The sequence below is a fragment of the Mycobacterium sp. NGS69 genome (assembly GCF_059812165.1).
Genome location: NZ_JCALCD010000006.1, coordinates 1 through 22,057, shown reverse-complemented (window position 1 = coordinate 22,057; position 22,057 = coordinate 1). Strand labels below are relative to the sequence as shown.

Genomic DNA, 22,057 nt, shown 5'->3' with positions numbered 1-22,057 from the left:
CTATCGCCTGGATGGCTCCGGCTGCCCGTACACGGCGACGACGACGGTGCGGTCCAGGCTGTTGTCCGACCACACCCCGATGTTGGTGTTGGCGCAGTCGCGGATGATCGCCATGTCGTCGGGGTTGTAGTACCACTGGTTGACCAGTTCCAGGCTGCTGATCGCTATCGCGGGGTTGATCGCCACCGTTTCGGCGGCCTTGCCGCGGAAGCCGGCGGCGTTGGCGCGATCCTGCGGTGTCGAGCCATCGGATCCGGTGTCGTCGTTGATGTTCCGGTTGTTGATCATGTCTTCCGCGTGCCATTCGGCGGCCAGCGTCAGCGCGTTGTTGCGGATGACATCGTTGGTGCAGCCCGACTGGTGCTGCAGGGTGTAAACCGCGGAGACGACGGCGCTGTTGAGCCGCTTGTTGTCGGCGTGCGCGGCGGGCGCCGGCAACGCCGCCGTCGCGATCACCGCGGCGGACACGATCGGGATCCGCCTCATCACACCGGGTCGAAGCGCGAAACCAGCCACCGGCCGTTGACCTTGTCGAGCGTCACCCGCACAACCGGCTGGGTATCCGTGGGGGCGCCGGTGCCGATGGTGACGGTCCGGTCAACGAACGCCAAGACCACGGCGTGGTTGGCGGAGGCCGAAACAGATGACGCCGCAGTGACTTTGGCCACCGACAAGATGTGCTTCTCTTTGGCGCCCGGAATGACAACCTTTCGGGTCAGCTCGGTGTACGCGTCCTTGAAATCGCCGGTCAGCCGTTCGCGCGCCGCCGTCAGATCCTCGTCCACCGAATCCGCCTTGTAGGACAACAAAGCGACCGCGTCGTCGCCGGCGACGCGCACCGATTCGGCCCGCGCCCGCGCCAGATCGTCGGCTGACCCGAGCACCCACTTGGAATAGCCCGCGCCCAGCGCCAGCAGCAATGCGATAGCGGGCAGGACGCCGCGCGCAAGGATGCGCGACCACCTGATGGGCCGCTTCTGTGCCGTCTGGTCTTCCACCGCAGGCTCCAAATCCTCGTCGTCGGTGGCGGCGGCCTCGGTGTCGTCATGGAGTGTCGTCATGGCACGAACACCACGTTCGAGACCTTGGCGTCGTCGCCGACCGACCGGACCTCGATCCGCATCCGCCATTCCTTCGGCGCCTGCTCGCCGCCGGCAGTGCGGGACTTGACGGGGACCGCCACCAGCACCTGCGCGGAGTCGCCCCGCTCAGATTCCAGCCCGGCATCGGTGACGGTGCCTTCCGATTTCGACTGCGCCACCTTGACGGCCTCGACGAACGACTTGGACCGTTGTTCGAAGTCGTCACGGAACGCTCCGGTGGATAGGTCGACGATCCGCTGCACGTCGGCGTTGACGTCGGTGTAGTTGATCGTCGTGAGGTTCACCGCGCCCTGGCGGGCGACCTGAACGAACAAGTCGCGCTTGACCTCGGCCTCGTGTTTCTCGTAAGCCCGGTAGCCCAGCCAGCCGGTCAATCCGGTCAGTGCCGCGACCACCGCGACGGCGGCCACCAATGCCGTTGCGGCGCGCGAGATCCGGGGAGTGGCCCGGCGCCGCCAGCGCGCGAGCCGGCGCTCGGATTCCTTGCTGTCTTCGGTCATGTTGCTCCTTTGAATGCTTACGGCGCCGGCACCAGAAGTGACTGCCAGTTCTTGGCGCGCGGATGCGCCAAGTCCGCCTCGTTGTAGCGGTGGCCGTCGGGGCCGACGTAATCCCCGGTGGCCGGGTCGTAGGTCGCGACGGCGAGCGGCGGCTGCGACGGCGGCGGAGCCGCCGGCGCGGTTCCGCGCGGTGGCGGGAGCCGCGGGTCCTGTCCCGGCGGGTACTGCGGTACGCCCTGTCCGCTGTATGTCGCGTTCGGGTCGCCCTTCCAGTTGTAGCCGTCGTTGAGCGGCACGTATTCTTCGTCACTCTCACACAGTTCGACCGTGGGCGCGCGTTTCCAGGGCTTGGTCTCGCACGGAATGTTGCGCGCCCCGCGCACATTGAGCTCGGAGTCTTGCGGAATCCGGCAATACAAGTCCGCAGCGGGCCGGTCCGGAGCGTCGACGCTGGCCGGCGAGCGCCGCTGCGGGGGCGGCAGAAAGCCGGTCGTGCATGGTGGCGGCAGGTTGAGGTTCAGGTTGAAATCCAGGTAGAAGCCACGATAATCCTGCTTGCTGTTCAGGTTCGGGACGAGGGCCGCCGACATGACCGCGATGCCCTGCGGGAGCAGTACCAAGAGTTGCTCGATGTCGTGGCGGTAGACGACGGCGATATCACCGAGACTCACCAGGTTGGCCATCAACACGGGCACCGCGGGCACCATCCGGTCGAACAGCGCGCGACCTTCCTCCAGCCCGGGACCACCCTGGGTCAACAGATCTCGAAGCGCCGTATCCTGCGCCTTGAACTGCGCCATGATGGACGCGGTTCGGTCCGCCCATGTGGCGATGGCCTGTGACGTCTGGACCTGGGAGTCGAGCACCGGGGGCGACTGGTCTATCAGCGCGGCGAGCGGGTCGCTCGTCCGGCCACCCCCGATGGCCAATGCCGTGGACCCGTCAACGATCCTCGACAGTTCGGGCCCGAGGCCGCCGACCGCCTTGTTGGTCTCGTCGATCACGGTTCGCAAGTTGTCACGCGGAATCGCCTGCAACGCAAAGTTGGTCAGGTCGAGCAGGTGCCCGATATCGACGGGCACGTCGACACGGCCCGCGGGAATGACATCGCCGCCACGCAGCGCCCTGGAGTGTTCCGCGTCCTTGCCCGGCTGCGGCGTCAGTTCGATGTACTGCTCACCGATCGCCGATCGGCTGTGCACCGAGGCCTGCACGTCGGAGGGCACCTCGACCCCGGCTCTCATGGCGAGCGCCGCACGCACCCCGCTGGCGGTGACGTCGACCGACTTGACCTGGCCCACGTCGGTGCCGCGGTAGGTGACGACCGATGTCTGGTAGAGGCCGCCCGACGCGGGCAGGTCGACCGTGACGGTGTATTCCCCGATCCCGAACAGCGTCGCCGGTAACTTCATGAAGTTGAATGCCATTGCGCCACAGGACACCACGGTCACCAGAGTCAAGATCGACAACTGGATCCACGTCCGGCGATTCAGACGCAGCATTCAGTATCCCCCGTTGTGGTACGGAACGGTCAGCGGGTTGACTGCCGTAACCGGGCTGGGCTGCATTCCGATCGTTCGTCCCCATTGCAGTTCGAGTTCGGTGAGATTGCCTTCCCACCGTGAGCCGGTGAAGAGGCTGGTGTCGATGCGGCTCAACGTCAGATCGACGATCATGGTGAGGTTGGCGTAGTCGCCGCGAAACCAGTTGGTCACCGTGGATGTCGGCCAGGGATAGGTGGCCAGTCCATCCAGGCCCTTGGTGAGCGCCGGCCCGGCGTCGGCCAGCGACCGCAACACCGGCGCGATGTTGCGCAGGTTGTTGACCAGAGATTCCTTGCTCTGGTGAATGGCGTCGGCCGCGATCGCGCTGAACTTGCCCAGCTGATCGATCGCGTCGGCGATCTTCGTCCGCTCTTCGGCCAGCACCGCAAGCGCTTTCGGCACGGTCGTCAAAGCCTTGTCGACGACGGCGTCTTTGGCGGCGACCTGACCCGCCAGCGAGTTGAGATTCTCGGACGCAGCGATGATGTCGTCGGTCTGGTCGTTCGTGCCGCGGATGAACTCGTCCAGTTGGCCGAGCAGGCTGCGCATGTCGCCTTCCCTGCCGGCGAATGCTCTGGCCATCGCCTGGTTGATTTCCTGCAGCTGACCAAGTCCCCCACCGTTGAGCAGGATTGAGACTGAGGCCAAGGTCTGCTCGGTGGTCGGGTACATGCTCGCGTGCGACAGCGGGATGACGGACCCCTCCTTGAGCTCACCGACGGGCCTCTCCCCCTTGGGCGGCGCGAGTTCGATGTGCATCGAGCCGAGCAAACTGGTCTGCCCGAGCTTGGCCGTCGAATTGGCCGGCACGTGGACGCCGCCGTCGATGCGCATGGTGACCAACGCGTGCCAGTCCTGGAGCTCGATCTTGGTGACATTGCCGACGTTAACGTCGTCAACCCGGACACGCGTGTTCTCTTGAATGGTGACGACGTCGGGCATTTGGGCCTGGATCGTATAAGCGCCCGGCCCCCCGCCCGCGGTGCCGGGCAGTTTGAAGGAATTCAGGCCCCGCCATCCACACGCGGGCAGTGTGGCAATGCACAGAAATCCGAGCCCCGCGGCCAGCGCGCGCCTCATGAGGGCCCCACCGGAAGCATCAGATTCTGCAGTACCTCAGTCGAGTTCGAAGTGGTGTTCGGCGGCGGAGGCGTGTCGGCGAGTTGCGGCCGATCGGGTGGCGCCTCCTGCGGCCCGTCCGCAGGCGGGGGCGGCTGGGTTGCGTCGGGTGGCGTGTAGCCGGGCCGAAGCCAGTCCTCGCTGTAGGTGATCTCGCTCGGCCTGGCCTGGGTCCCGACGAACGGGTTGATGCCCGCCGGAATGTAGTTGTAGATGCGGTTTTTGATGATCGGGTTGACATATTGCAGGCACAGCTTCGACACTCGGTCGAGGCGCAGCCGGGAGGCCGCCTCGATAGAGCTGCAGATCCACTGCGGGATGTCAGCGAAGTTGTTCAACGCCAGGATGCCGGTCATCGCGCTCTGCGCCGGCTGGTAGATGTTCATGAAGTTCTGGATCACCGTGGGGGCAACATGCAGGATCTGTTTGATGTCACCACGGCTGTCGTTCAGCGCGGTCGTGATGGAAGCCAGCCGGTCGAACGTGACGCCCACGGCTTCGCGGTTTTCGGCGAGAAAGTCGCGTAAATCGCGAAGCGCCCCATCCAGACCCTTGACCGCGTTGGCGATTTCATTCGGGCTGTTGGTGAATACCGTCGTCAGGCTGGCCAGGTTCTCGTTGAAGGAAGCCAGCAGGTCGCTGCTCGAGTACAGCGCCGAGACCAGCAACTGAAGATTGCGCACCGTGCTGAAGATGTCGTCGGCGTGATCGCCGAGCGCCGAAATCGCTTGGGACAGCTTGATGACGGTATCGCGAGCAGTATCTCCCTCACCGCGCAGGTTGTCCGCGGCCGAGTTGATGAATTCTCCCGCCGAGTTCACGCCGCCCGGCCCGGTGGGCTGCAGCGCATCGGTCAGCTTTTCCAGCTGCTTGCGGAAATCGTCCCATTCGACCGGCACCGCGGTTCGGTTCAACGGGATGGATCCGCCGGGGCTCAACTTGAGCCCACCGGAGTACGCCGGGACCAGTTGGATCGCCCGTGAAGTTACCAGCGACGGTGACAGGATCGCGGCGCGCGCGTCGGCCGGCACCGGATACTGCTTGTCGACGGAAAACGTCACCTTGGAGCTGGCGGGCTGCGGCTCGATCTTGTCCACCACGCCGACTGCGACGCCTAGGATGCGAACCTCGTCACCCACAAAGAGACCGTTGGTTTCCGCGAAATATGCTGAGTAGCTGTTCTTTTCGACATCGCTCCACAGCTTCCTGGCAACCACCAAAGAGGCGATCGCAAGGGTCGCGACCAGGCAGATGGCTGTCGCGCTTCGGAGAGTGCGTCGAGTCATGTTCAGCGTCCCCCGGTTTCGGCGGGCCCGGGTGCCGGCGGGGGACCCGGCGCCGGCGCCGGCGAGGGCGGTTGCGACCACAGCGGGCGGGGAGCGTCCTCGGGCGGCACGGGTGGAGTTCCGGTCGGCGGATCGACCGCCTCCGAGGGCAGCTTCTGATCGGGGTCCAACGGCCGGTCATACATTCGTGCGTCGAGGGTGGGTCCGCCCAATTGGCCGGGGATCAGGTTGGCCACGTAGGCCTTGAAAAACGGGCCGGATCCCAGCACTTCGCCGAACGACATCGCATACCGCTTGAACTTGGGCAGGGTCTTCTGCAGGTCCTCCTTGCGGTTGTCCAAGATCTCGAGTACACCGTTGAGCTTGTCCAGCGCCGGCTTGAGCTGAGTCCGGTTATCGTCGACCAGCCCCGAAATCTGATGCGAAACCGCCGTGAGGTTGTTCATCAACGCGTCGAGTGAATCCCGTTCGTCCAACAGCGCCGCCAGTAGCGCGTTGGAATCGGCGACCAGACCGGCGATCTGCTGACTGCGCCGGCCCAGCACCCCCGAGACCTTGTCGGCATTCCCCAGCAGGCGACGCAGCTCGGAGTCGCGGTTGTTGAGGGTCTCCGAGAACCGGGCCACGCCCTGCAGGGCGGGTTTGAGATCCGGTGGAGTTTCCTTGAAGGTGTTGGCCAATGTCGTTAGCGCCGAGGATAACTGGTTGGTATCCAGGCCGCTGATCGTGGTCGTCAAATCGCCCAGCGCCACGGGAAGGTCGTACGGCGAGGTGGTGCGTTCCAGCGGAATGGTGCCCGTCAGCGCGCCGTCGCCACGCGAGGTCAACTCGAGCATCTTGCTGCCCAAAATCGTCTCCGTCTTGATCGCCGCTTCCGTGCGATCGCCCAGCTGGACGGTCTTGCGAACCGTGAAGCCGACCCGGACCTTGGTGCCCTCCAGACGGACGTCCGAGACCCGGCCGACGCCCATGCCGGAAACCCGAACGGTGCTACCGGTTTTGATGCCACCGGCCTCGGCGAAATACGCCGAATAGTCGTTCGTGTCCTTGACGAACGGCAGCTTGTCGTACTGGAAGGCGGCGACGACCAGGCACGTCAGGATCACGGTGCCCATCAGTCCGATCACGACGGGACTGCGCCGACCGGACAGCTTGAGTTTCGGTAACTTCATCGCGGCGTGCACCGTCCGCTGGGCTGGTCGAGCAGCTTGACGTAGATCGGGTTGCCCCCTTTGCCGTTGAGCTTCAGCAAGACCTCGCAGAAGTAGAAGCCGAAGTAGTCGCCGTTCAAGCCCTGCCGGGCCAGCACCTGATAGGTGTCGGGAAGCTGCTTGAGCAGGTTGTCCACGTACTCGCGGTCAGCCAGCACCTGCGCCGACATGCGGTCGGTCTCGTGCACCACGTCCTTGATCGGCTGGCGCGCCTGGACGAGCAGATCGGCGACCGATCCGGCTGCCGCGTTGACGTAGGCCAGCCCGGTGGAGATGTCTGCTTTGCGCTGCGTCAAGCCGTTGACCAGCTGGGACAGCTTGTCCAGGCCGTCTGAGAACTCGTGATCGCGCGTGGCGAAGGTGTGCAGCACGGTGTCCAAGTTGGTGATCAGCTCGCCGATCAGCTCGCTGCGCCCGGCCAGGGTCGAGGTCAGCGTCGAGGTCTGCGCCAGCACTGAGGCGATAGTGCCGCCCTGCCCCTGAAAGATTCGCAGCAGCTGGCCGGACAGCGCGTTGACCTGATCGGGATCCAGCGCGCGGAACAACGGGCGGAAGCCACCGATCAGCGCGTCGACGTCCAGTGCGGGCGAGGTCCGTGCCAGCGGGATCGTCGCACCGGCCGGCAACCGGCGCGGCGACCCGGGGCCCTCTTCGAGGGCGAGATAGCGGTCACCGATGAGGTTTTCATAGCGCACGACGGCTTTGGTCCCCTCGGTGAGGCGCACTCCCTTGTCCACCGCGAAGCCGACGGTCACCGTGCCGTCGCGGTGCAAAGTGAGGTCACCGACCTTGCCGACCTCCACCCCGGCGATGCGGACGAAGTTGCCCGATTTCAGCCCGGATATGTTGGTGAACAGCGCTTCATAGCCGGTGCGGTCCTCGAAGCGCAACTGCCCGAATACCGCGATCAGCGTGAATGTGAATACCAGGCAGACGGCCGTGAACAGCGCGACACGGGTGACGATGCTGGGCATGGTTCTTCTCATGGTGGCGGCTGCCCTCCACGGAAGAAGTAGCGCGGCGCCTCCGGGGGGTTCTTGGTGGTCGGGAAGTAGTTTGACCACCAAGGGTTTCCGGCGGCGACGTTGGTGCGGATCTCATTCGGCGCGCCGCCCCACCCGGTGTCGGTCACCAGGGAACGCACCGGGAAGTTCGCGCTCGGGTCGGGCAGCGAGCCACAACTGGGCTTACCGCCCGGGCCGCCGGTGGCGTTCACTTTGGGCAGGTGTCTGGGGTATCGGTACGGGTCGTCGCCGAAGAGCAGACCGGCATCCATGATGAACGAATATCCGTTGCCACCAAGCATGTCCCGGCCGCCGTGATCGACGTACCACTGCGCACCCTGGAACAAGCAGGTGAAGGTGGGCGAGTACTTGTTCAGCAGCGCCGTGGTCGGATCGAGCAGGTTGACCGAGCGCACGATGTTCGATTCGTTGTTGCCGATCACGCCGATGCCGGCTTGGCTGAAGCCCACCGCCGACAACAGCATCGCGTCGAGCGAGCGCTGGTCCTCGGTAACGGTATTGCTGGTCGTTGCCGCCGAGTCGAGGATTGACAAGATGTTCTGCGCCGCATCGGAATAGGCGGCGGCGGTCTTGCCGAACAGCCGCCAGTCCTTGTGAATCGTTGCCATGCGGGGGTTGACGGTGAGCAACACGTCGTTCGCGCCGGTGATCGCCTCTCCGAGCCGATCTCCCTTGCCTCGCAACGATTGTGCGAAGGCCGACAAGATCGCGTTCAGCTTCGCCGGATCGATCGCCTGCATTACCGACTGCAGGTTCTCGAAGACGGTGTTGACTTCAACCGTGACGTTGCGGGAGTGCAGCACCGCCCCGGGCTTGAGCGCTGTGTGGCTCGGTTGGTCCGGCGCGATCAGGTCGACGTACTTGGACCCGAACGCGGTGGTCGACTTGATCTCCGCTTCGAGGTTGCTCGGCAGGTATTTGAACGCGCCGACATCCATCTTCAGCTGCAGCTGAGCGGCTTTCACGTCGGTGCCGATCGAAGCGACCTGGCCGATTTGCACACCTCGAAACTTCACCTTGGCGCCGGGCTCCATCACCAATCCTGCCCGGTCCGACACCAGCGTGAGGGGGATGAATTCCTGAAACTTGCCGGAGAACGACGCCGCGGTCAGCGCGACCAGTACACCGACAACGATGAACAGTGTGGGCGCCCACCAGATCGGATCGATCCTGCTGCTGCGGACCCTGTTTCGCGCGCGTGTTCGGCTGTCCCGGTGATTGCTCATGCGCGTCATCCGGACAGGTTGAAGTTGCCGGATTGCCCGTACACGGACAGCGAAATCATCAGGCAGACAAACGCCGTGACGATCATCGATGACCGCACTGAACGACCGACGGCCTCCCCCACACCGGCGGGACCACCCGTCGCGGTGAAGCCGTAGTAGGTATGTACGACCATCACACCCGTCGCCATGGCCAGCACCGCCGCGAACGACCACAACAGGTCGGTGGGCCGCAGGAACGTGGAGAAATAATGCTCGTACACGCCGCGTGACTGGCCGTAGATGTAGAGCGTGCCGAATTTGGCCGCAAAGAATGACATCAGCACCGCGACGGCGTACAGCGGAATGACGACCAGGACACCGGCGATGATCCGCGTCGACGACAGATAGGTGATCGCGCGGATACCCATCACTTCCAGCGCATCGATTTCCTCGTTGATGCGCATCGCGCCGAGCTGCGCCGTCGTGCCCGCGCCGATCGTCGCGGCCAAAGCCACGCCGGCCGTGCAGGGCGCGATCATGCGCACGTTGAAGAACGCCGAGAGAAAGCCGGTCAGGGCCTCGACGCCGATGTTGGACAGGGTGTCATAGCCCTGCACCGCCACCAGGGCGCCGGTGGTCAGCGTCAGGAAGCCGATGATGCCCACGGTGCCCCCGATCACCGCCAGCGCACCGCTGCCCATACCCATCTCGGCAATAATTCGCAGCACCTCGCCCGGGTAGCGCCGGACCGCATCGCCGGTGGCGGCCAACGATTTTCCGTAGAACTCGGTCTGTTCGCCCAGCCGACGGGCGGTGGCGACGAACTTGGGTCCGAGAGCGACCAACCATACGGGCTCACGTGCGGCATCGGTCATTTGGCGGTCACCTTCACACCGAGGGCCGTGATCACGATGTTGATGAAGAACAACGCCATGAACGAAAACACGACGGTTTCGTTCACCGCATTGCCGACACCCGTGGGCCCGCCACCCACCGACAGGCCCTTGTAGCAGGCGATCAGCCCGGCCGACAACCCGAACAGGGTCGCCTTGATGAGCGAAATCACCACCTGGGGCAGGCCGGTGAGCAGTGTCATCCCCGCGATGAAGGCGCCCGGCGTGACGTGCTGAACGAAGACCACGAAGATGTAGCTGCCCGTCAACCCCGTCACCGCGACCACCGAGTACAGCAGCAACGCGACGAACGTGGCGGCGATGATTCGCGGAACCACCAGCGCCTGAACCGGATTGACGCCGATCACCTTCATCGCGTCGATCTCCTCGCGGATGGTGCGTGCGCCCAGGTCGGCGCACATCGCGGTCGAACCCGCGCCGGCGACGGCCATCGCGGTGACGACCGGTCCGACCTGGGTCACCGATGCCAGCGCGGCGCCGGCGCCCGAGAGGTCCCCGGCGCCGATCTCGACGAGCAGGATATTCAGGACGAACACAATGAGCACGGTGTACGGGATCGACAGCATGATCGTCGGGAAGATGGAAACCCGGGCGACGAACCAGATCTGCTCGAGGAGTTCGCGCCACGCCCACGGCCCCCTTACCGCGGCAACCAGTGCCTCGCCGCTGAGCAGGAAAAACTGGCCCAGCGCGTTCATGGGCCGTGCGATGGCGGTGCCGTTCATGGGGTTCGGTCAATCCCCCCGCGTCGTCCAGATATCCATACGGCTCATGCAGTCCCCGTTTACGTGAAAGAAGCGAAAAACATCGTGATTAGCGTCACCGCAAAGGATTAGCGGTGTGCAGCGCGCAATCCGGCCACTCCGCCTGGCTGCACACACAAAACACTCCGGAAGCCTAAAGCCAAGCCGAAACAAGTCGCAGGGTTGAAATCAACAAGAAGAAATCTGGCGAAGTCCCACAGACCAATTCCGCCCATTGCACCCGTCCGTTGTCAAAGCAATTGCCGTCAAACCGCATTGGCGTGACGTGCGAACCCGGGCTGCACGCCACCGTGCGGGCAAACGATCAATCGGTCCGGCAACGGGAGACCCGTGGAGCGAACGTCTCCCCCGGCATCCGCTGCCTGGCGTGGTACCGCGAAACCGCCGTCGGATCGGCCGGCGCTCGTCCCGGCCCTTAAACGGCACGACGCCGTGGCGCCGGGTGGCGGCCGGGTCGACGGCCGCACGCGCGTGAGCGGTAAAGCCGCCGATCAGCCAGGGGTTAAGCGCGGGGTCAAGTAAAACGGGCGCAATATGGGGATGTCCTATAGTTGGGGCTATGCAACAGGCCACACCGCCGCGCCTCGTCCTAACGCGCCGCCCCGCCGTGGATTCTTGTTGTCGTGGTTGTTGTTGAGTCACTGACGCCTTCCGACGCTCAACGAGAGCCTCGCGCTTTCCGCCAGATGTGGGCGATAAGAGCCACCGAATGCGTACCGACCTGAACCGAGACCGCTAAGGAAGCTTCATGAGCATCGCCGATGACGTCACACAGCTGATCGGAAACACGCCGCTGGTGCGGCTGCGCCGCGTCACCGAAGGCGCCGTCGCCGACGTCGTCGCCAAGCTGGAATCCTTTAACCCGGCAAACAGCGTGAAGGACCGCATCGGGGTCGCCATGCTGGACGCGGCCGAAAAGGCCGGCCTGATCAAGCCCGACACGATCATCCTCGAGCCGACGAGCGGAAACACCGGCATCGCGCTGGCAATGGTGTGCGCGGCGCGCGGCTACCGATGCGTGCTGACCATGCCCGACACCATGAGCGTCGAGCGGCGCATGCTGCTGCGGGCCTACGGCGCCGAGCTGATCCTGACCCCCGGGGCCGACGGCATGCCCGGCGCCATCGCCAAGGCCGAGGAGCTGGCCAAGACCGACCAGCGGTATTTCGTGCCGCAGCAGTTCGAGAACCCCGCCAACCCGGCGGTCCACCGCGCGACGACCGCCGAGGAGGTGTGGCGCGACACCGACGGCAAGGTGGACTTCTTCGTGGCCGGCGTCGGCACCGGCGGCACCATCACCGGTGTCGCCCAGGTCATCAAGGAACGCAAGCCGTCGGCCCAGTTCGTCGCCGTGGAGCCGGCCGCGTCCGCGGTGCTGTCCGGCGGGCAGAAGGGGCCTCACCCGATCCAGGGCATCGGCGCCGGATTCGTCCCGCCTGTCCTCGACATGGATCTGGTCGACGAGGTCATCGCCGTCGGCAACGAGGACTCGCTGACCATGGCCCGGCGGCTCGCCCGCGAGGAGGGACTGCTGTCCGGCATCTCATCCGGCGCCGCGGTGGTGGCCGCGTTGCAGGTGGCCCGCCGGCCCGAGAACGCCGGCAAGCTCGTGGTGGTCGTGCTGCCCAGCTTCGGCGAACGCTATTTGAGCACGGCGCTGTTCGCCGACTTGGCGGATTGACCATGCTCGCTGCCATACGGCGGGACATCCGGGCGGCCAAGGAGCGCGATCCCGCCAAGCCCACCACGCTGGAGGTCGTCTTCGCCTACCCGGGCGTGCACGCGATCTGGGGCCACCGGATCAGCCACTGGCTGTGGAACCGCGGCGCCAGGGTGGCCGCGCGGACGTTCTCCGAGCTCACCCGCATCTTCACCGGCGTCGACATCCACCCCGGTGCCGTCCTCGGCCCCGGCCTGTTCATCGACCACGCGACCGGCGTGGTGATCGGGGAGACGGCCGAGGTGGGCGAAGACGTCATGCTGTATCACGGCGTCACCCTCGGCGGCAGCGGCGCGGAGACCGGGAAACGACACCCGACGGTCGGTGACCGAGTCATCATCGGCGCCGGAGCCAAGGTCCTCGGCGCGATCAAAGTCGGCGACGACAGCCGGATCGGCGCCAACGCCGTGGTGGTCAAGCCGGTGCCGTCGGGCTCCGTCGTCATCGGGGTCCCCGGGCAGGTCATCAGCCGCCACGGGCGGAGCACCCCCGACGACTCGAAGATGCCCGATCTGGTGGGGGTCAGCCTGCAGTCCCTGCTCACCAGGGTGTCCAAGCTCGAGGCCCTGAACGACGGCCCGCAGAATGGCCGGGTGATCCGCCCGCCCGAGGCCGGGGTGTGGCACGGCGAGGACTTCCAAATCTGAGCGCGTGCCACGGGCGCAAGGCTTAAATCCCTTGTGAGCCAATTAGATATCTCACACGGCGGCCGACCGGCCATGCCCTACGGTGGACCAATGCCACACGTTTTGACGCGCTGTTGCCGTTGATTCGCTGACGCCGCGTGTCGCGGCGAAACGTGGCGTCTCCCAACCTCTTTCACGAAGAAAAGCTTCTTTCATTGCGTGGCAAAATGATTCATTTCTGGGGAGTAGTCGACGAATGATCGAAAGTCTCGGCCCTGGTGGCCCTGGCCAGCCGGAGCGACGAAATTCGGACCGGCGTCGACGCGGCCCCGCTGGCCGCCGAAAAGGAATGGGGCCTGAACTACTTGCTGTGACCCGCGGGGTCGTTGGGGTGCGGGGTCAGCGGCGTCACCTCGTCGGTGCGCCAGACGCGCAGCGGCATCGAGGCGAGCACCCGCTCGAGTTCGTTCGCGTCGGTTGCGGCGAACAGGCCCAGAGTGCGCCACTCGCCCGGTTGCAGCGGCGGACGCCACAGCCGCAGCAGGTGCCCCTGTTCGGCCAGTTCGCGGGAATGCGCGGCCTCGCGGGCCCGGACGCCGTCGACGGTCTCCGGTGGCGTTCCGTCCGGGACGTGCGTGGTCATGGTGACGAGGAATTCCATGAGACCTCCTGCGAGGCACTGAAACTTCCATGGCCGACCTGGCGGCCAGAGCGTGGACGACTGAGGCTCAACCTCGCTCCCCCGGGTGGACTCGAACCACCAACCCTTCGGTTAACAGCCGAATGCTCTGCCAATTGAGCTACAGGGGATTAAACCGATCGCCGGACGACTCTAGCGTACTGGCACGACCGCACCCAACTAGGCGGGAGGTGCCTGGCCGTTACCGGCGCGTGGGCCTGACGCCCACCCGCCCCGCGCGCCAACCCCCGAAGGTGAGGCAGGATGGAGCCAACGATCGTCGGGAGGAACGCTTTGATCCGGTATGTCGTGGTGCTTGGACTGGGTTATGTGCTGGGCTCGAAAGCCGGACGCCGCCGATACGAGCAGCTCGTCGGTACGTATCGCGCGCTGACCAGCAGCCCCGTGGCCAAGTCCATGATCGAGGGGGGTCGCCGCAAGATCGCCAACCGGATCTCGCCCGACGCCGGTTTTGTCACCCTGACCGAGATCGACGAGCAGACGGCCGTCATGGAACGCGGTGGAGAACAACCGGCGGATCCGGCCCTCACCCCGTCAGATCGTCGCCGCTAGCCTGCTCCAGCAGGCTGCGCCGATAGGCCTCCATGGCGACCAGGTCGCCGAATAGCGCGTGATACTCGTCGCCCTGCTCGATGGGCGACATGCGCTGCAGTTTGGACTTCACCTCGGCGATCTGCCGGCCCATCCAGACCTCCTGCAGGCGGGCGAGCACGCCCCCGATGTAGCGCGGCAGCTTCTCTTCGTCGACCTGGATGGTCTCCACGCCCAGCTCACTGATCAGGCCCGTCGTCAGGGCCGAGGTGGTCTGCTGCCGCACCGCCTCGAGCCACTCCGCCCCGGTGGCGCCGGTCGAGGTACCGCCCGCGGACTCGATGGCCGCCCGGACGGCCGCGTACCCGGGGTGCGTGAAGCTCTCCACGGTCAGCGTGTCGAACACCGGGCCCGCCAGCGCCGGGTACTGCAACGCCGACTTGAGGGCCTCGCGCTGGGCCCACAGGGTCGGGTCGCGCGGGTCGGGCCGCGCGGCTCGCGATTCCCTGGCCTCGGTCGGGGCCGGGGCGGCGGGCTGCCGCTCGGCCCGTCGGGGCGCCTCCGACCCGGCACCACCCCGGGCCGGCGAAGCGGTCCGTTTGGCCTCGCCGCGGACCCGCTCGATGACTTGCGCGACGTCGTCCCAGCCGACCCAGCCCGCGAGCTGGCGGGCGTACTCGTCGCGCAGCGTGGGGTCCTTGATCTGGCTGACCATGGGCACGCACCGGCGCAGCGCGGCCACCCTGCCCTCGGCGCTGTCCAGGTCCATCTCGGCGATCGTGGTGCGAATGGCGAACTCGAACAGCGGGGTTCGCCGGGCCACCAGGTCGCGCAGCGCGGCGTCGCCCGCCTTCAGCCGCAGGTCGCACGGATCCATGCCGTCCGGCGCGACCGCGACGAAGGACTGCCCGGCCAGGTTCTGCTCACCGCCGAACGCCTTGAGCGCCGCGGCGCGGCCGGCCGCGTCGCCGTCGAAGACGTAGATCAGTTCGCCGCGAAAGAAGCTGTCGTCCATCATCAACCTGCGCAGCATGGCCAGGTGCTCCTCGCCGAACGCGGTGCCGCAGGAGGCGACGGCGGTGGTGACGCCGGCCAGGTGCATCGCCATCACGTCGGTGTAGCCCTCGACGACGACGGCCTGGTGCCCCTTGGCGATGTCGCGCTTGGCCAGGTCGATGCCGAACATCACCGACGACTTCTTGTAGAGCACCGTCTCGGGCGTGTTGATGTACTTGGCTTCCATCGGGTCGTCGTCGAACAGGCGGCGGGCCCCGAACCCGATCACCTCCCCGGCCGCGGTGCGGATGGGCCACAACAACCGCCGGTGGAAGCGGTCCATCGGCCCGCGGCGCCCCTCCCGCGACAGGCCGGCCGCCTCCAGCTCCTTGAACTCGAAACCCTTGCGCTGCAAGTGTTTTGTCAGCGAGTCCCAGCCCGACGGGGCGAATCCGCAGCCGAAACGGCGCGCCGCCTCGGCGTCGAAGTTCCGCTCCGTCAGATACTGGCGGGCCGGCGCCGCCTCGTCGGACTCCAGGGCCGCCGCGTAGAACTCGGCGGCGGCCGCGTTGGCCGCGACGAGCCTGCTGCGGCTGCCGCGGTCGCGCTGCACGTTGGTGGCGGCGGCGCCGGTGTAGGTGATGGTGTGGCCGACCCGGTCGGCGAGCAGCTCGACCGCCTCGACGAAGCTGACGTGCTCGATCTTCTGCACGAACGCGTACACGTCGCCGCCCTCGCCGCAGCCAAAGCAGTGGAAATGGCCGTGGTTCGGGCGGACGTGGAACGACGGCGACTTCTCGTTGTGGAACGGGCACAGGCCCTTGAGCGAATCGGCGCCGGCGCGCTTGAGCTGGACGTAGTCGCCGACGACATCTTCGATGCGGGCCCGTTCGCGGATGGCGGCGATATCGCGATCAGAGATCCGGCCGGCCATCGGCCCAGTGTAAGACGCCGGACCGGATCAGCTTGCCGGCCCGATGACGCCGCACGCGATCCGGTCCATCGCCTGGTCGCTGTTTTGGGCGCCGTGGATCATCAACGCGGTCTTGTCCCCGGCCAGCAGCTGGTCCCGGGTGAACGCGTCGGAGGTGGTCACCAGGTACGCCGAACCGTCCTGGCGCACTTCGAGCATGGTCAGGTCGCCGCTCTCGGGCATCCCGGAGTGCCCGGGCGCCTGGAAATGCCCGCCCGCGGACAGGAAGTTTCCGGGCGGGCCGCCGTTCGGGGCGACCGAATTCGGCTCACACTTGCCGACCGCGTGGATGTGCATGTCGTGGAAACCGGGCGTGAGGATGCCGCCGGCGACCGTCTTGACCGTGACGGTGGCGTAGCCGTTGCTGAAGTCGAAGGTGGCCGTCGCGACGTCCTTGCCGTCCGCCGATTTCAGTTGCGCGGTCAGCGATCCGGCGGCGGGCGCCGGGCCCGACGTCGCCGACGATGCCGGAGAACCGCTTTGGACCGGGGGTGTGGTGCCTGTCTGGCTGGTCGCGTGCTGGGGCGAACTGCACGCGTTCAGGGCCACGACGGAAAGCGACAGCAAGGCGGCGGCAACGGTGCTGAGTTTGGTCATGCGGGTAACGCTATCCGGTCGCCTCATGGGCGTCGATCCGCTCCAGCCGGCCCTCGGTGTAGGAGGCGATCTGATCGACGACGACCCGGAGCCGGGCCCGTTCGTCGGCCGCGGTGTTGAACGCCGCGGCGAACACGGGGTCGAGGGTTCCGGGCGCCCCGGAGTACAGCCATTGCGCCACGCGGTGGACGCGGTCGCGCTGCCGCGCTTGGGTTTCCAGGTGCCGAGGGTCGGACATGATGAACTGCAGCGCCAGGATTTTCAGCAGGGCGACCTCGGCCCGCACCAAATCGGGAACCTGCAGGTCGGCCCTGTAGCGCACCAGCGGCCCGGCGCCGGCGGCCGCACGCGTGGTCGCAATGGCGGCCGAGGCGAACCGGCCCACCAATTCACTGGTCAATTGCTTGAGCGCCACCGCCGCGGCCAGCGTGGCGTCGTACTTGCCGACGGCTGCGACGACGGGCAGGCCCGACAACCGTCGCGCGGCGGCCATGAAGTCGTCGGCGCTGACCCGGGAGAATTCGCTCTCCCCCAGCTTGGCCAGGGCTGCCGCCTCGTCGTCGTCGGCGAGCACGCGCAGGTCGATGCGCTGGGAGACGACGCCGTCCTCGACGTCGTGCACCGAATATGCGACGTCGTCGGCCCAGTCCATCACCTGGGCCTCCAGGCACGTCCGATCCGCCGGCGCCCCCTGACGAACCCATTCGGCGGCCTCGCGGTCCTCGTCGTAGAAGCCGAACTTGCTCCCCGGCCCACGACCTCGGGTCCACGGGTATTTGGTGACCGCGTCCAGGGACGCCCGCGTCAGATTCAGTCCCGCGCTATTTCCTTGCGCGTCAATGATTTTGGGCTCGAGGCTGGTCAAAATCCGAAAATTCTGGGCGTTACCCTCGAACCCGCCGTGCGCGGCCGCGAACTCGTCGAGCGCGCGTTCGCCGTTGTGCCCGTAGGGCGGGTGCCCGATGTCGTGGGCGAGGCCGGCCAGCTCCACGAGGTCAAGGTCACAGCCCAGCCCCACCGCCATTCCACGCCCGATCTGGGCCACCTCCAGCGAGTGGGTCAGCCGGGTGCGTGGGGTGTCGCCCTCGCGCGGGCCGACCACCTGCGTCTTGTCGGCGAGGCGGCGCAGTGCGGCGCTGTGCAGCACCCGGGCGCGGTCCCGGGCGAAGTCGGTGCGGTGCTGGCCTTCCGTACCCGGCAGACCCGCCGTCTTCGCCGCTTCGCGCACCCGCCGCTGACGGTCGAAGTCGTCGTAGGGGTCGTGCTGTTGCGTACTCGCCTGCCTTATCACCGAGCACAGTCTGCCAGGGAACGCGGGCTACATTGACCGAAATGTTCTTCGGCGCATGCCCTCGACTTCAGTCGGGGGATAGCCGGTCCCGTCTCTTGGCCCGCGTAGCGGACCGTTGTTGTCGTAGGTGGAGTTTATCGTGAGGTTCATGCAGTACCGGTCGACGCGTAAAGCAGTGTTTTCGGTGAAGTACCACGTGATTTGGGTGCCCGAAGTACCGCCGCCGCGTGCTGGGCGGCGAAGCCGAACGGCGGTTGAAGCAGATCATCGACGAGGTGGTCTGTGAGTTCGGCGGCACGGTGATCGAGGTCGAAACGATGCCCGATCACGTACACCTGCTGATCGAGCTGCCGCCGCAGGTGGCGGTATCGAAACTCGTGCAGATCCAAAAAGGCCGGTCCTCGCGGCGCCTGGGGCAGGAGTTCCCGTATCTGGCGCGGATGAACTGCTTGTGGTCGCCGTCGTGGTTCGTCTCCACTGTGGGCGGGGCGCCGCTGGAGGTGGTACGCCGCTATGTGGAGAATCAGAAACTCGCGGCCGCACGAAAGACGAAGGCCGCGTAGCGATGGCGCACCGCTACCGCATGTATCCGACTGCCCAGCAGGCGGTGTTCATGCTGGAACGGCACTGCGCCGATGCCCGCTACGTGTGGAATCTTGCCGTCGAGCAGTTCAACTGGGGACGGTCTGGTCGATCGGCGCCGGGTCCGGCGGCCCGGCAGAAACAACTTGCTGAAGCCAGGCAGGAGTTTGAGTGGCTGGCGACGGGGTCATCGGCGGTGCAGCAGCAGGCCCTGCGGGATTTCGACCGCGCCGTCGCGGGATTCTTCGATGGTGTGTACCAGCGGCCGACGTGGCGGCGCAAACACCTCGACGAGGGCTTCTGTATTCGCGACAGCCGTGTCGAGACGGTAAATCGTAAATGGGCGCAGGTGTTCGTCCCGAAACTCGGGCTGGTGAAGTTCCGGCTCTCCCGCCCGCTGCCCGATGGCAAGCTCGGCATGGCCAGGGTCACGTGCAAGGCGGGCCGCTGGCATGTCAGCTTCCCGGCTCCACAGCCAGAAGTGCCGGCCACGCCGGGCAGGGAAGAGCGCATGGTCGGCATCGACCGGGGCGTGAAGACAACACTGGCGTTGTCGGACGCGACGATGCTGCGGGCTCCGGTCATGCGCCCCGGCGAGCAGAAGAAGCTGGTGCGCCTGCAACGCCAACTGGCCCGCTGCCGCAAACGCAGTGCGCGGCGCGGCAAGGTGCAGGCCCGTATCGCCAAACTGCACGCTCGGGTGGCGGATCGGTGTCGCGACTGGGTCGAGAAAACCACGACGCGAATCACCGCGACCTACGGCGTGATCGCGGTCGAGAAGCTCCCGACCCGCAACATGGTGCGCGCACCGAAACCGAAACCCGACCCCAACAACGAAGGCCACTACCTCCCGAACGGCAAAGCCGCGAAAGCAGGTTTGAACAAAGGGATCTATGCCAACTGCTGGGGTGTGATCGCCCAGCGCTTGGAACACAAAACGTCCGCGTCCGGCACCGCCCTCATCGAGGTCCCGGCCGCGTACAGCAGTCTGGAGTGCCGCAACTGCGGCCACAACGTGCAGGAAAACCGTAAGAGCCAAGCGGAATTCCGGTGCGTGCAATGTGGCCATGAAGACCACGCGGACATTCAGGCAGCCAACACCATCCTCGCCCGGGCGATCCAGCCCGCGCTCACCTCCGGACCGGAGGCAACACCCGCCACCATGGGTGTGCTCGCGCAAGCGAGAAGACCCATGACGCGCAAGCGGTATAGGGAATCACGCGATCTTCAGTCGCGTGAGAAGGTCAACTATGCGCTCTGCTCGGCTGCTGCTGCTCGGCGTGATCCTGACGATCCTCGCGGGTCTCGGCGCCGGGCTGCTGCTGGCGCCGACGGCGGGCGCCCACCCGCCGTTTCGGCTGCCGGATCAGATGACCGACAACGCGAACGCGCTGTCGGATTCCGGTCGCGCGGCGGTGGCGTCGGCGACCGACAAGCTCTACGCCGATCGCCACATCCGGCTGTGGGTGGTCTACGTCGACGACTTCTCCGGGGAGAGCCCCGAGAGCTGGGCGAGGCGCACCCGAAGCGTCAGCGACCTGGGTGACTACGACGCGCTGCTGGCAGTCGCCACCACCGGCCGGGCGTACGCGTTCTTCGTCCCGTCCGCGATCAAGAGCGTCAGCGCGGGTCAGGTCGATCAGCTGCGGCGCACCAAGGTCGAACCCGCGCTGCACGACGGCGACTGGAGCGGCGCCGCGGTTGCGGCGGCCAACGGGCTCGACACGACGCCGCCGTCGTCGGGCCGCCTGGTCCTGCTGGTCACGCTGGGCGTCGTCGCCGTCGCCGTGGTGGCCCTGCTGGTGGCGATGCGCTATCGCCGAGGACGGCGGCGCGCCGCCGAGTTGGCCGCGGCGCGGCGCGTCGACCCCACCGATCCGAACGCGCTGGCCGCGGTGCCGCTGGCGGCCCTCGACGACCTGTCACGCTCGATGGTGGTGGAGGTCGACAACGCGGTGCGCACCAGCGCCAACGAGTTGACGCTGGCGATCGACGAGTTCGGCGAGGAGCGGACCCAACCGTTCATCCAGGCGGTGAACAACGCCAAAGTCGCTCTATCGCAAGCCTTTACCGTCCGCCAGCAGCTGGACGACAGCATGCCGGAGACGCCCGCGCAACGCCGGGAGATGCTCACCCGGGTGGTCGTCTCGGCGGCGCGCGCCAACCGGGAACTCGAATCACAACGGGAGGCGTTCGAAGAGCTGCGGGTTTTGGTGGTCAACGCGCCGTCGCGGCTGGACGCGCTGACCCAGCAGTACGTCGAACTCACCGCCCGCATCGCCCCCGCCGAGCAGCGGCTGGCCGAGCTGCGCAAGGAATTCGACGCCGCGGCGCTGACTTCGGTGTCCGGCAACATCGCAAGCACCAAGGAGAGGCTGGCGTTCGCGGACCGCAACATCGGCTCCGGCCGCGATCTGGCCGGCGTAGCGGGCGGACAGCAGACCGCGTTGGTCGACGCGATCCATGCCGCCGAGGCGGCGCTCGGGCAGGCCCGCGCTCTGCTGGATGCGATCGACAACGCGGCGACGGACGTCAGGCATGCCGTCGCCACCTTGCCCGCGCTCATCGACGAGATCCAAGCGGGTATCAAGCGCGCCGACGAGCAGCTGCAGAAGCCGCGTGGTGCCGGGGCGGGCCGCACCGCCGAACTCGGCGCCGCGCGCGACGAGGCGGCCGCCGCCATCACCGGGGCCCGCGGCGGTGGCGCCGCCGACCCCCTAGGCGCCTTCGCCCGGCTGACGAAGGCCGACGCCGGCCTCAACCGAATCCTGGCCGCCGTCGCCCAGGAGCAGGCGACCGCCGAGCGACTCGAGCGTTCCTTCGAGCAGGCCGCGTTCACCGCCCAGGCGCGGGTGCGCGGCGTCTCCGAATACATCGACACCCGTCGGGGGAGCATCGGAGCCGAGGCCCGGACCCGGCTCGCCGAGGCCAAACGACACCTGCAGGCCGCACAGGACAAGAGGACGACCAACCTGTCCGAGGCGATTGCCCACGCCAACGCGGCATCGACGCTGGCCGCCAACGCCCAGGCGCTGGCGAACGCGGACGTCCAGCAGGCCCAGCGCTTCTATGCCCGCCGCGGCAGCAGCGACACCGGCGCCATGATCGGCGGGATCATCATCGGCGACCTGCTCAGCGCGGGCATGCGCGGCGGGTTCGGCGGGTGGGGCCCCGCCTCATTCGGCGGCGGTCCGAGCGCCTCGGGCTCATCCGGAGGCGGCCTGATGGGCGGCGGCGGGCGGTTCTGAGACCCGTTAGACAAAGAACGGGGCCGCACACCGATCGGTGTGCGGCCCCGCCTTGAAGCTGCGAATCAGGCCCAGCTGGACCCGACGGCGCTGTCCGTGCTGGACATGTTGCTGCCAGCCGA

At 66.7% G+C, this 22,057-nt stretch carries 18 protein-coding genes, 1 tRNA gene and 3 pseudogenes; 6 read left to right on the top strand and 16 right to left on the bottom strand.

The genetic code is table 11. From position 1 onward, the window contains the following. The 11 genes from AC5Y2S_RS18370 to AC5Y2S_RS18320 are packed head-to-tail and all read right to left on the bottom strand — an operon-like array spanning nt 1 to nt 10,632. On the bottom strand, nt 1–486 hold the full coding sequence (locus AC5Y2S_RS18370) for a CAP domain-containing protein (RefSeq protein ID WP_499957462.1): 486 nt from the start codon (nt 484–486) through the stop codon (nt 1–3). Further along, nucleotides 486–1,061: a hypothetical protein gene (locus AC5Y2S_RS18365; RefSeq protein WP_499957461.1), complete on the bottom strand. Its 576-nt coding sequence runs from the start codon at nt 1,059–1,061 to the stop codon at nt 486–488. The genes AC5Y2S_RS18370 and AC5Y2S_RS18365 overlap by 1 nt, the downstream gene beginning before the upstream one ends. Beyond that, the gene (locus AC5Y2S_RS18360; RefSeq protein ID WP_499957460.1) at nt 1,058–1,603 is read right to left on the bottom strand and encodes an Rv1363c family protein; all 546 of its coding nucleotides are present in this window, start codon (nt 1,601–1,603) and stop codon (nt 1,058–1,060) included. Before AC5Y2S_RS18360 ends, AC5Y2S_RS18365 begins: the two co-directional genes overlap by 4 nt. Before the next feature lie 17 nt (nt 1,604–1,620). Further along, entirely contained in the window at nt 1,621–3,105 is a 1,485-nt protein-coding gene (locus tag AC5Y2S_RS18355) for an MCE family protein (RefSeq protein WP_499957458.1), read from the bottom strand. Further along, nucleotides 3,106–4,227: an MCE family protein gene (locus AC5Y2S_RS18350; protein ID WP_499957456.1), complete on the bottom strand. Its 1,122-nt coding sequence runs from the start codon at nt 4,225–4,227 to the stop codon at nt 3,106–3,108. It abuts the gene before it with no gap. Beyond that, complete coding sequence (locus AC5Y2S_RS18345) at nt 4,224–5,558, bottom strand: MCE family protein (RefSeq protein ID WP_499957961.1); 1,335 nt, start codon at nt 5,556–5,558, stop codon at nt 4,224–4,226. Before AC5Y2S_RS18345 ends, AC5Y2S_RS18350 begins: the two co-directional genes overlap by 4 nt. Further along, nucleotides 5,555–6,724 (bottom strand): MCE family protein, encoded by a 1,170-nt coding sequence (locus AC5Y2S_RS18340; protein ID WP_499957454.1) that lies wholly within the window; start codon nt 6,722–6,724, stop codon nt 5,555–5,557. Before AC5Y2S_RS18340 ends, AC5Y2S_RS18345 begins: the two co-directional genes overlap by 4 nt. Next, complete coding sequence (locus tag AC5Y2S_RS18335; protein WP_499957452.1) at nt 6,721–7,749, bottom strand: MCE family protein; 1,029 nt, start codon at nt 7,747–7,749, stop codon at nt 6,721–6,723. Before AC5Y2S_RS18335 ends, AC5Y2S_RS18340 begins: the two co-directional genes overlap by 4 nt. Then, a complete protein-coding gene (locus AC5Y2S_RS18330; RefSeq protein WP_499957960.1) occupies nt 7,746–9,014 on the bottom strand; it encodes an MCE family protein in 1,269 nt (422 codons plus the stop codon). Before AC5Y2S_RS18330 ends, AC5Y2S_RS18335 begins: the two co-directional genes overlap by 4 nt. Before the next feature lie 5 nt (nt 9,015–9,019). Continuing rightward, nucleotides 9,020–9,868: an ABC transporter permease gene (locus AC5Y2S_RS18325; RefSeq protein WP_499957450.1), complete on the bottom strand. Its 849-nt coding sequence runs from the start codon at nt 9,866–9,868 to the stop codon at nt 9,020–9,022. Then, nucleotides 9,865–10,632 carry an MlaE family ABC transporter permease gene (locus tag AC5Y2S_RS18320; protein WP_499957449.1) on the bottom strand — a complete coding sequence of 256 codons (768 nt, stop codon included), beginning with the start codon at nt 10,630–10,632 and terminating at the stop codon, nt 9,865–9,867. The genes AC5Y2S_RS18325 and AC5Y2S_RS18320 overlap by 4 nt, the downstream gene beginning before the upstream one ends. A gap of 787 nt (nt 10,633–11,419) precedes the next feature. On the opposite strand from AC5Y2S_RS18320, the gene cysK reads away from it, so the two are divergent. Then, the gene (gene cysK, locus AC5Y2S_RS18315) at nt 11,420–12,352 is read left to right on the top strand and encodes a cysteine synthase A (RefSeq protein WP_499957448.1); all 933 of its coding nucleotides are present in this window, start codon (nt 11,420–11,422) and stop codon (nt 12,350–12,352) included. Between the two features lie 2 nt (nt 12,353–12,354). Next, the gene (gene cysE, locus AC5Y2S_RS18310; protein WP_499957447.1) at nt 12,355–13,038 is read left to right on the top strand and encodes a serine O-acetyltransferase; all 684 of its coding nucleotides are present in this window, start codon (nt 12,355–12,357) and stop codon (nt 13,036–13,038) included. A gap of 352 nt (nt 13,039–13,390) precedes the next feature. Here the strand turns inward: cysE and AC5Y2S_RS18305 are convergent. Continuing rightward, nucleotides 13,391–13,678 (bottom strand): annotated as a pseudogene (locus tag AC5Y2S_RS18305) (muconolactone Delta-isomerase family protein); the annotation flags it as partial. A gap of 76 nt (nt 13,679–13,754) precedes the next feature. Continuing rightward, a tRNA-Asn gene (locus tag AC5Y2S_RS18300) sits at nt 13,755–13,827 on the bottom strand. A gap of 163 nt (nt 13,828–13,990) precedes the next feature. Here AC5Y2S_RS18300 and AC5Y2S_RS18295 point away from each other — a divergent pair. After that, entirely contained in the window at nt 13,991–14,269 is a 279-nt protein-coding gene (locus AC5Y2S_RS18295) for a hypothetical protein (protein ID WP_499904263.1), read from the top strand. Here the strand turns inward: AC5Y2S_RS18295 and dnaG are convergent. From dnaG to AC5Y2S_RS18280, 3 genes are read right to left on the bottom strand one after another with little or no spacing between them, the layout of a single operon-like run. Next, nucleotides 14,244–16,178 carry a DNA primase gene (gene dnaG, locus AC5Y2S_RS18290; protein WP_499957446.1) on the bottom strand — a complete coding sequence of 645 codons (1,935 nt, stop codon included), beginning with the start codon at nt 16,176–16,178 and terminating at the stop codon, nt 14,244–14,246. The genes AC5Y2S_RS18295 and dnaG overlap by 26 nt on opposite strands. A gap of 27 nt (nt 16,179–16,205) precedes the next feature. Further along, nucleotides 16,206–16,814 carry a superoxide dismutase[Cu-Zn] gene (sodC, locus tag AC5Y2S_RS18285; protein WP_499957444.1) on the bottom strand — a complete coding sequence of 203 codons (609 nt, stop codon included), beginning with the start codon at nt 16,812–16,814 and terminating at the stop codon, nt 16,206–16,208. A 10-nt stretch (nt 16,815–16,824) separates the two neighbouring features. Then, on the bottom strand, nt 16,825–18,102 hold the full coding sequence (locus AC5Y2S_RS18280) for a deoxyguanosinetriphosphate triphosphohydrolase (RefSeq protein WP_499957959.1): 1,278 nt from the start codon (nt 18,100–18,102) through the stop codon (nt 16,825–16,827). Between the two features lie 151 nt (nt 18,103–18,253). Here AC5Y2S_RS18280 and tnpA point away from each other — a divergent pair. The 3 genes and pseudogenes from tnpA (at nt 18,254) to AC5Y2S_RS18265 (ending at nt 21,935) form a co-directional block, all read left to right on the top strand. Next, nucleotides 18,254–18,668, top strand: a pseudogene (gene tnpA, locus AC5Y2S_RS18275) (IS200/IS605 family transposase). A 2-nt stretch (nt 18,669–18,670) separates the two neighbouring features. Beyond that, nucleotides 18,671–19,789: pseudogene (locus AC5Y2S_RS18270) on the top strand (RNA-guided endonuclease InsQ/TnpB family protein); the annotation flags it as partial. A 148-nt stretch (nt 19,790–19,937) separates the two neighbouring features. After that, nucleotides 19,938–21,935: a TPM domain-containing protein gene (locus AC5Y2S_RS18265; protein WP_499957442.1), complete on the top strand. Its 1,998-nt coding sequence runs from the start codon at nt 19,938–19,940 to the stop codon at nt 21,933–21,935. Nucleotides 21,936–22,057 lie beyond the last annotated feature (122 nt).

Coding starts and splice junctions, on each gene's coding strand:
- AC5Y2S_RS18330 (WP_499957960.1), bottom strand. CDS start 9,014: ATGAGCAATCACCGGGACAGCCGAACACGCGCGCGAAACAGGGTCCGC.
- AC5Y2S_RS18355 (WP_499957458.1), bottom strand. CDS start 3,105: ATGCTGCGTCTGAATCGCCGGACGTGGATCCAGTTGTCGATCTTGACT.
- AC5Y2S_RS18370 (WP_499957462.1), bottom strand. CDS start 486: ATGAGGCGGATCCCGATCGTGTCCGCCGCGGTGATCGCGACGGCGGCG.
- sodC (WP_499957444.1), bottom strand. CDS start 16,814: ATGACCAAACTCAGCACCGTTGCCGCCGCCTTGCTGTCGCTTTCCGTC.
- AC5Y2S_RS18335 (WP_499957452.1), bottom strand. CDS start 7,749: ATGAGAAGAACCATGCCCAGCATCGTCACCCGTGTCGCGCTGTTCACG.
- AC5Y2S_RS18365 (WP_499957461.1), bottom strand. CDS start 1,061: ATGACGACACTCCATGACGACACCGAGGCCGCCGCCACCGACGACGAG.
- AC5Y2S_RS18325 (WP_499957450.1), bottom strand. CDS start 9,868: ATGACCGATGCCGCACGTGAGCCCGTATGGTTGGTCGCTCTCGGACCC.
- AC5Y2S_RS18360 (WP_499957460.1), bottom strand. CDS start 1,603: ATGACCGAAGACAGCAAGGAATCCGAGCGCCGGCTCGCGCGCTGGCGG.
- AC5Y2S_RS18265 (WP_499957442.1), top strand. CDS start 19,938: ATGCGCTCTGCTCGGCTGCTGCTGCTCGGCGTGATCCTGACGATCCTC.
- cysE (WP_499957447.1), top strand. CDS start 12,355: ATGCTCGCTGCCATACGGCGGGACATCCGGGCGGCCAAGGAGCGCGAT.
- cysK (WP_499957448.1), top strand. CDS start 11,420: ATGAGCATCGCCGATGACGTCACACAGCTGATCGGAAACACGCCGCTG.
- AC5Y2S_RS18320 (WP_499957449.1), bottom strand. CDS start 10,632: ATGAACGGCACCGCCATCGCACGGCCCATGAACGCGCTGGGCCAGTTT.
- AC5Y2S_RS18350 (WP_499957456.1), bottom strand. CDS start 4,227: ATGAGGCGCGCGCTGGCCGCGGGGCTCGGATTTCTGTGCATTGCCACA.
- dnaG (WP_499957446.1), bottom strand. CDS start 16,178: ATGGCCGGCCGGATCTCTGATCGCGATATCGCCGCCATCCGCGAACGG.
- AC5Y2S_RS18340 (WP_499957454.1), bottom strand. CDS start 6,724: ATGAAGTTACCGAAACTCAAGCTGTCCGGTCGGCGCAGTCCCGTCGTG.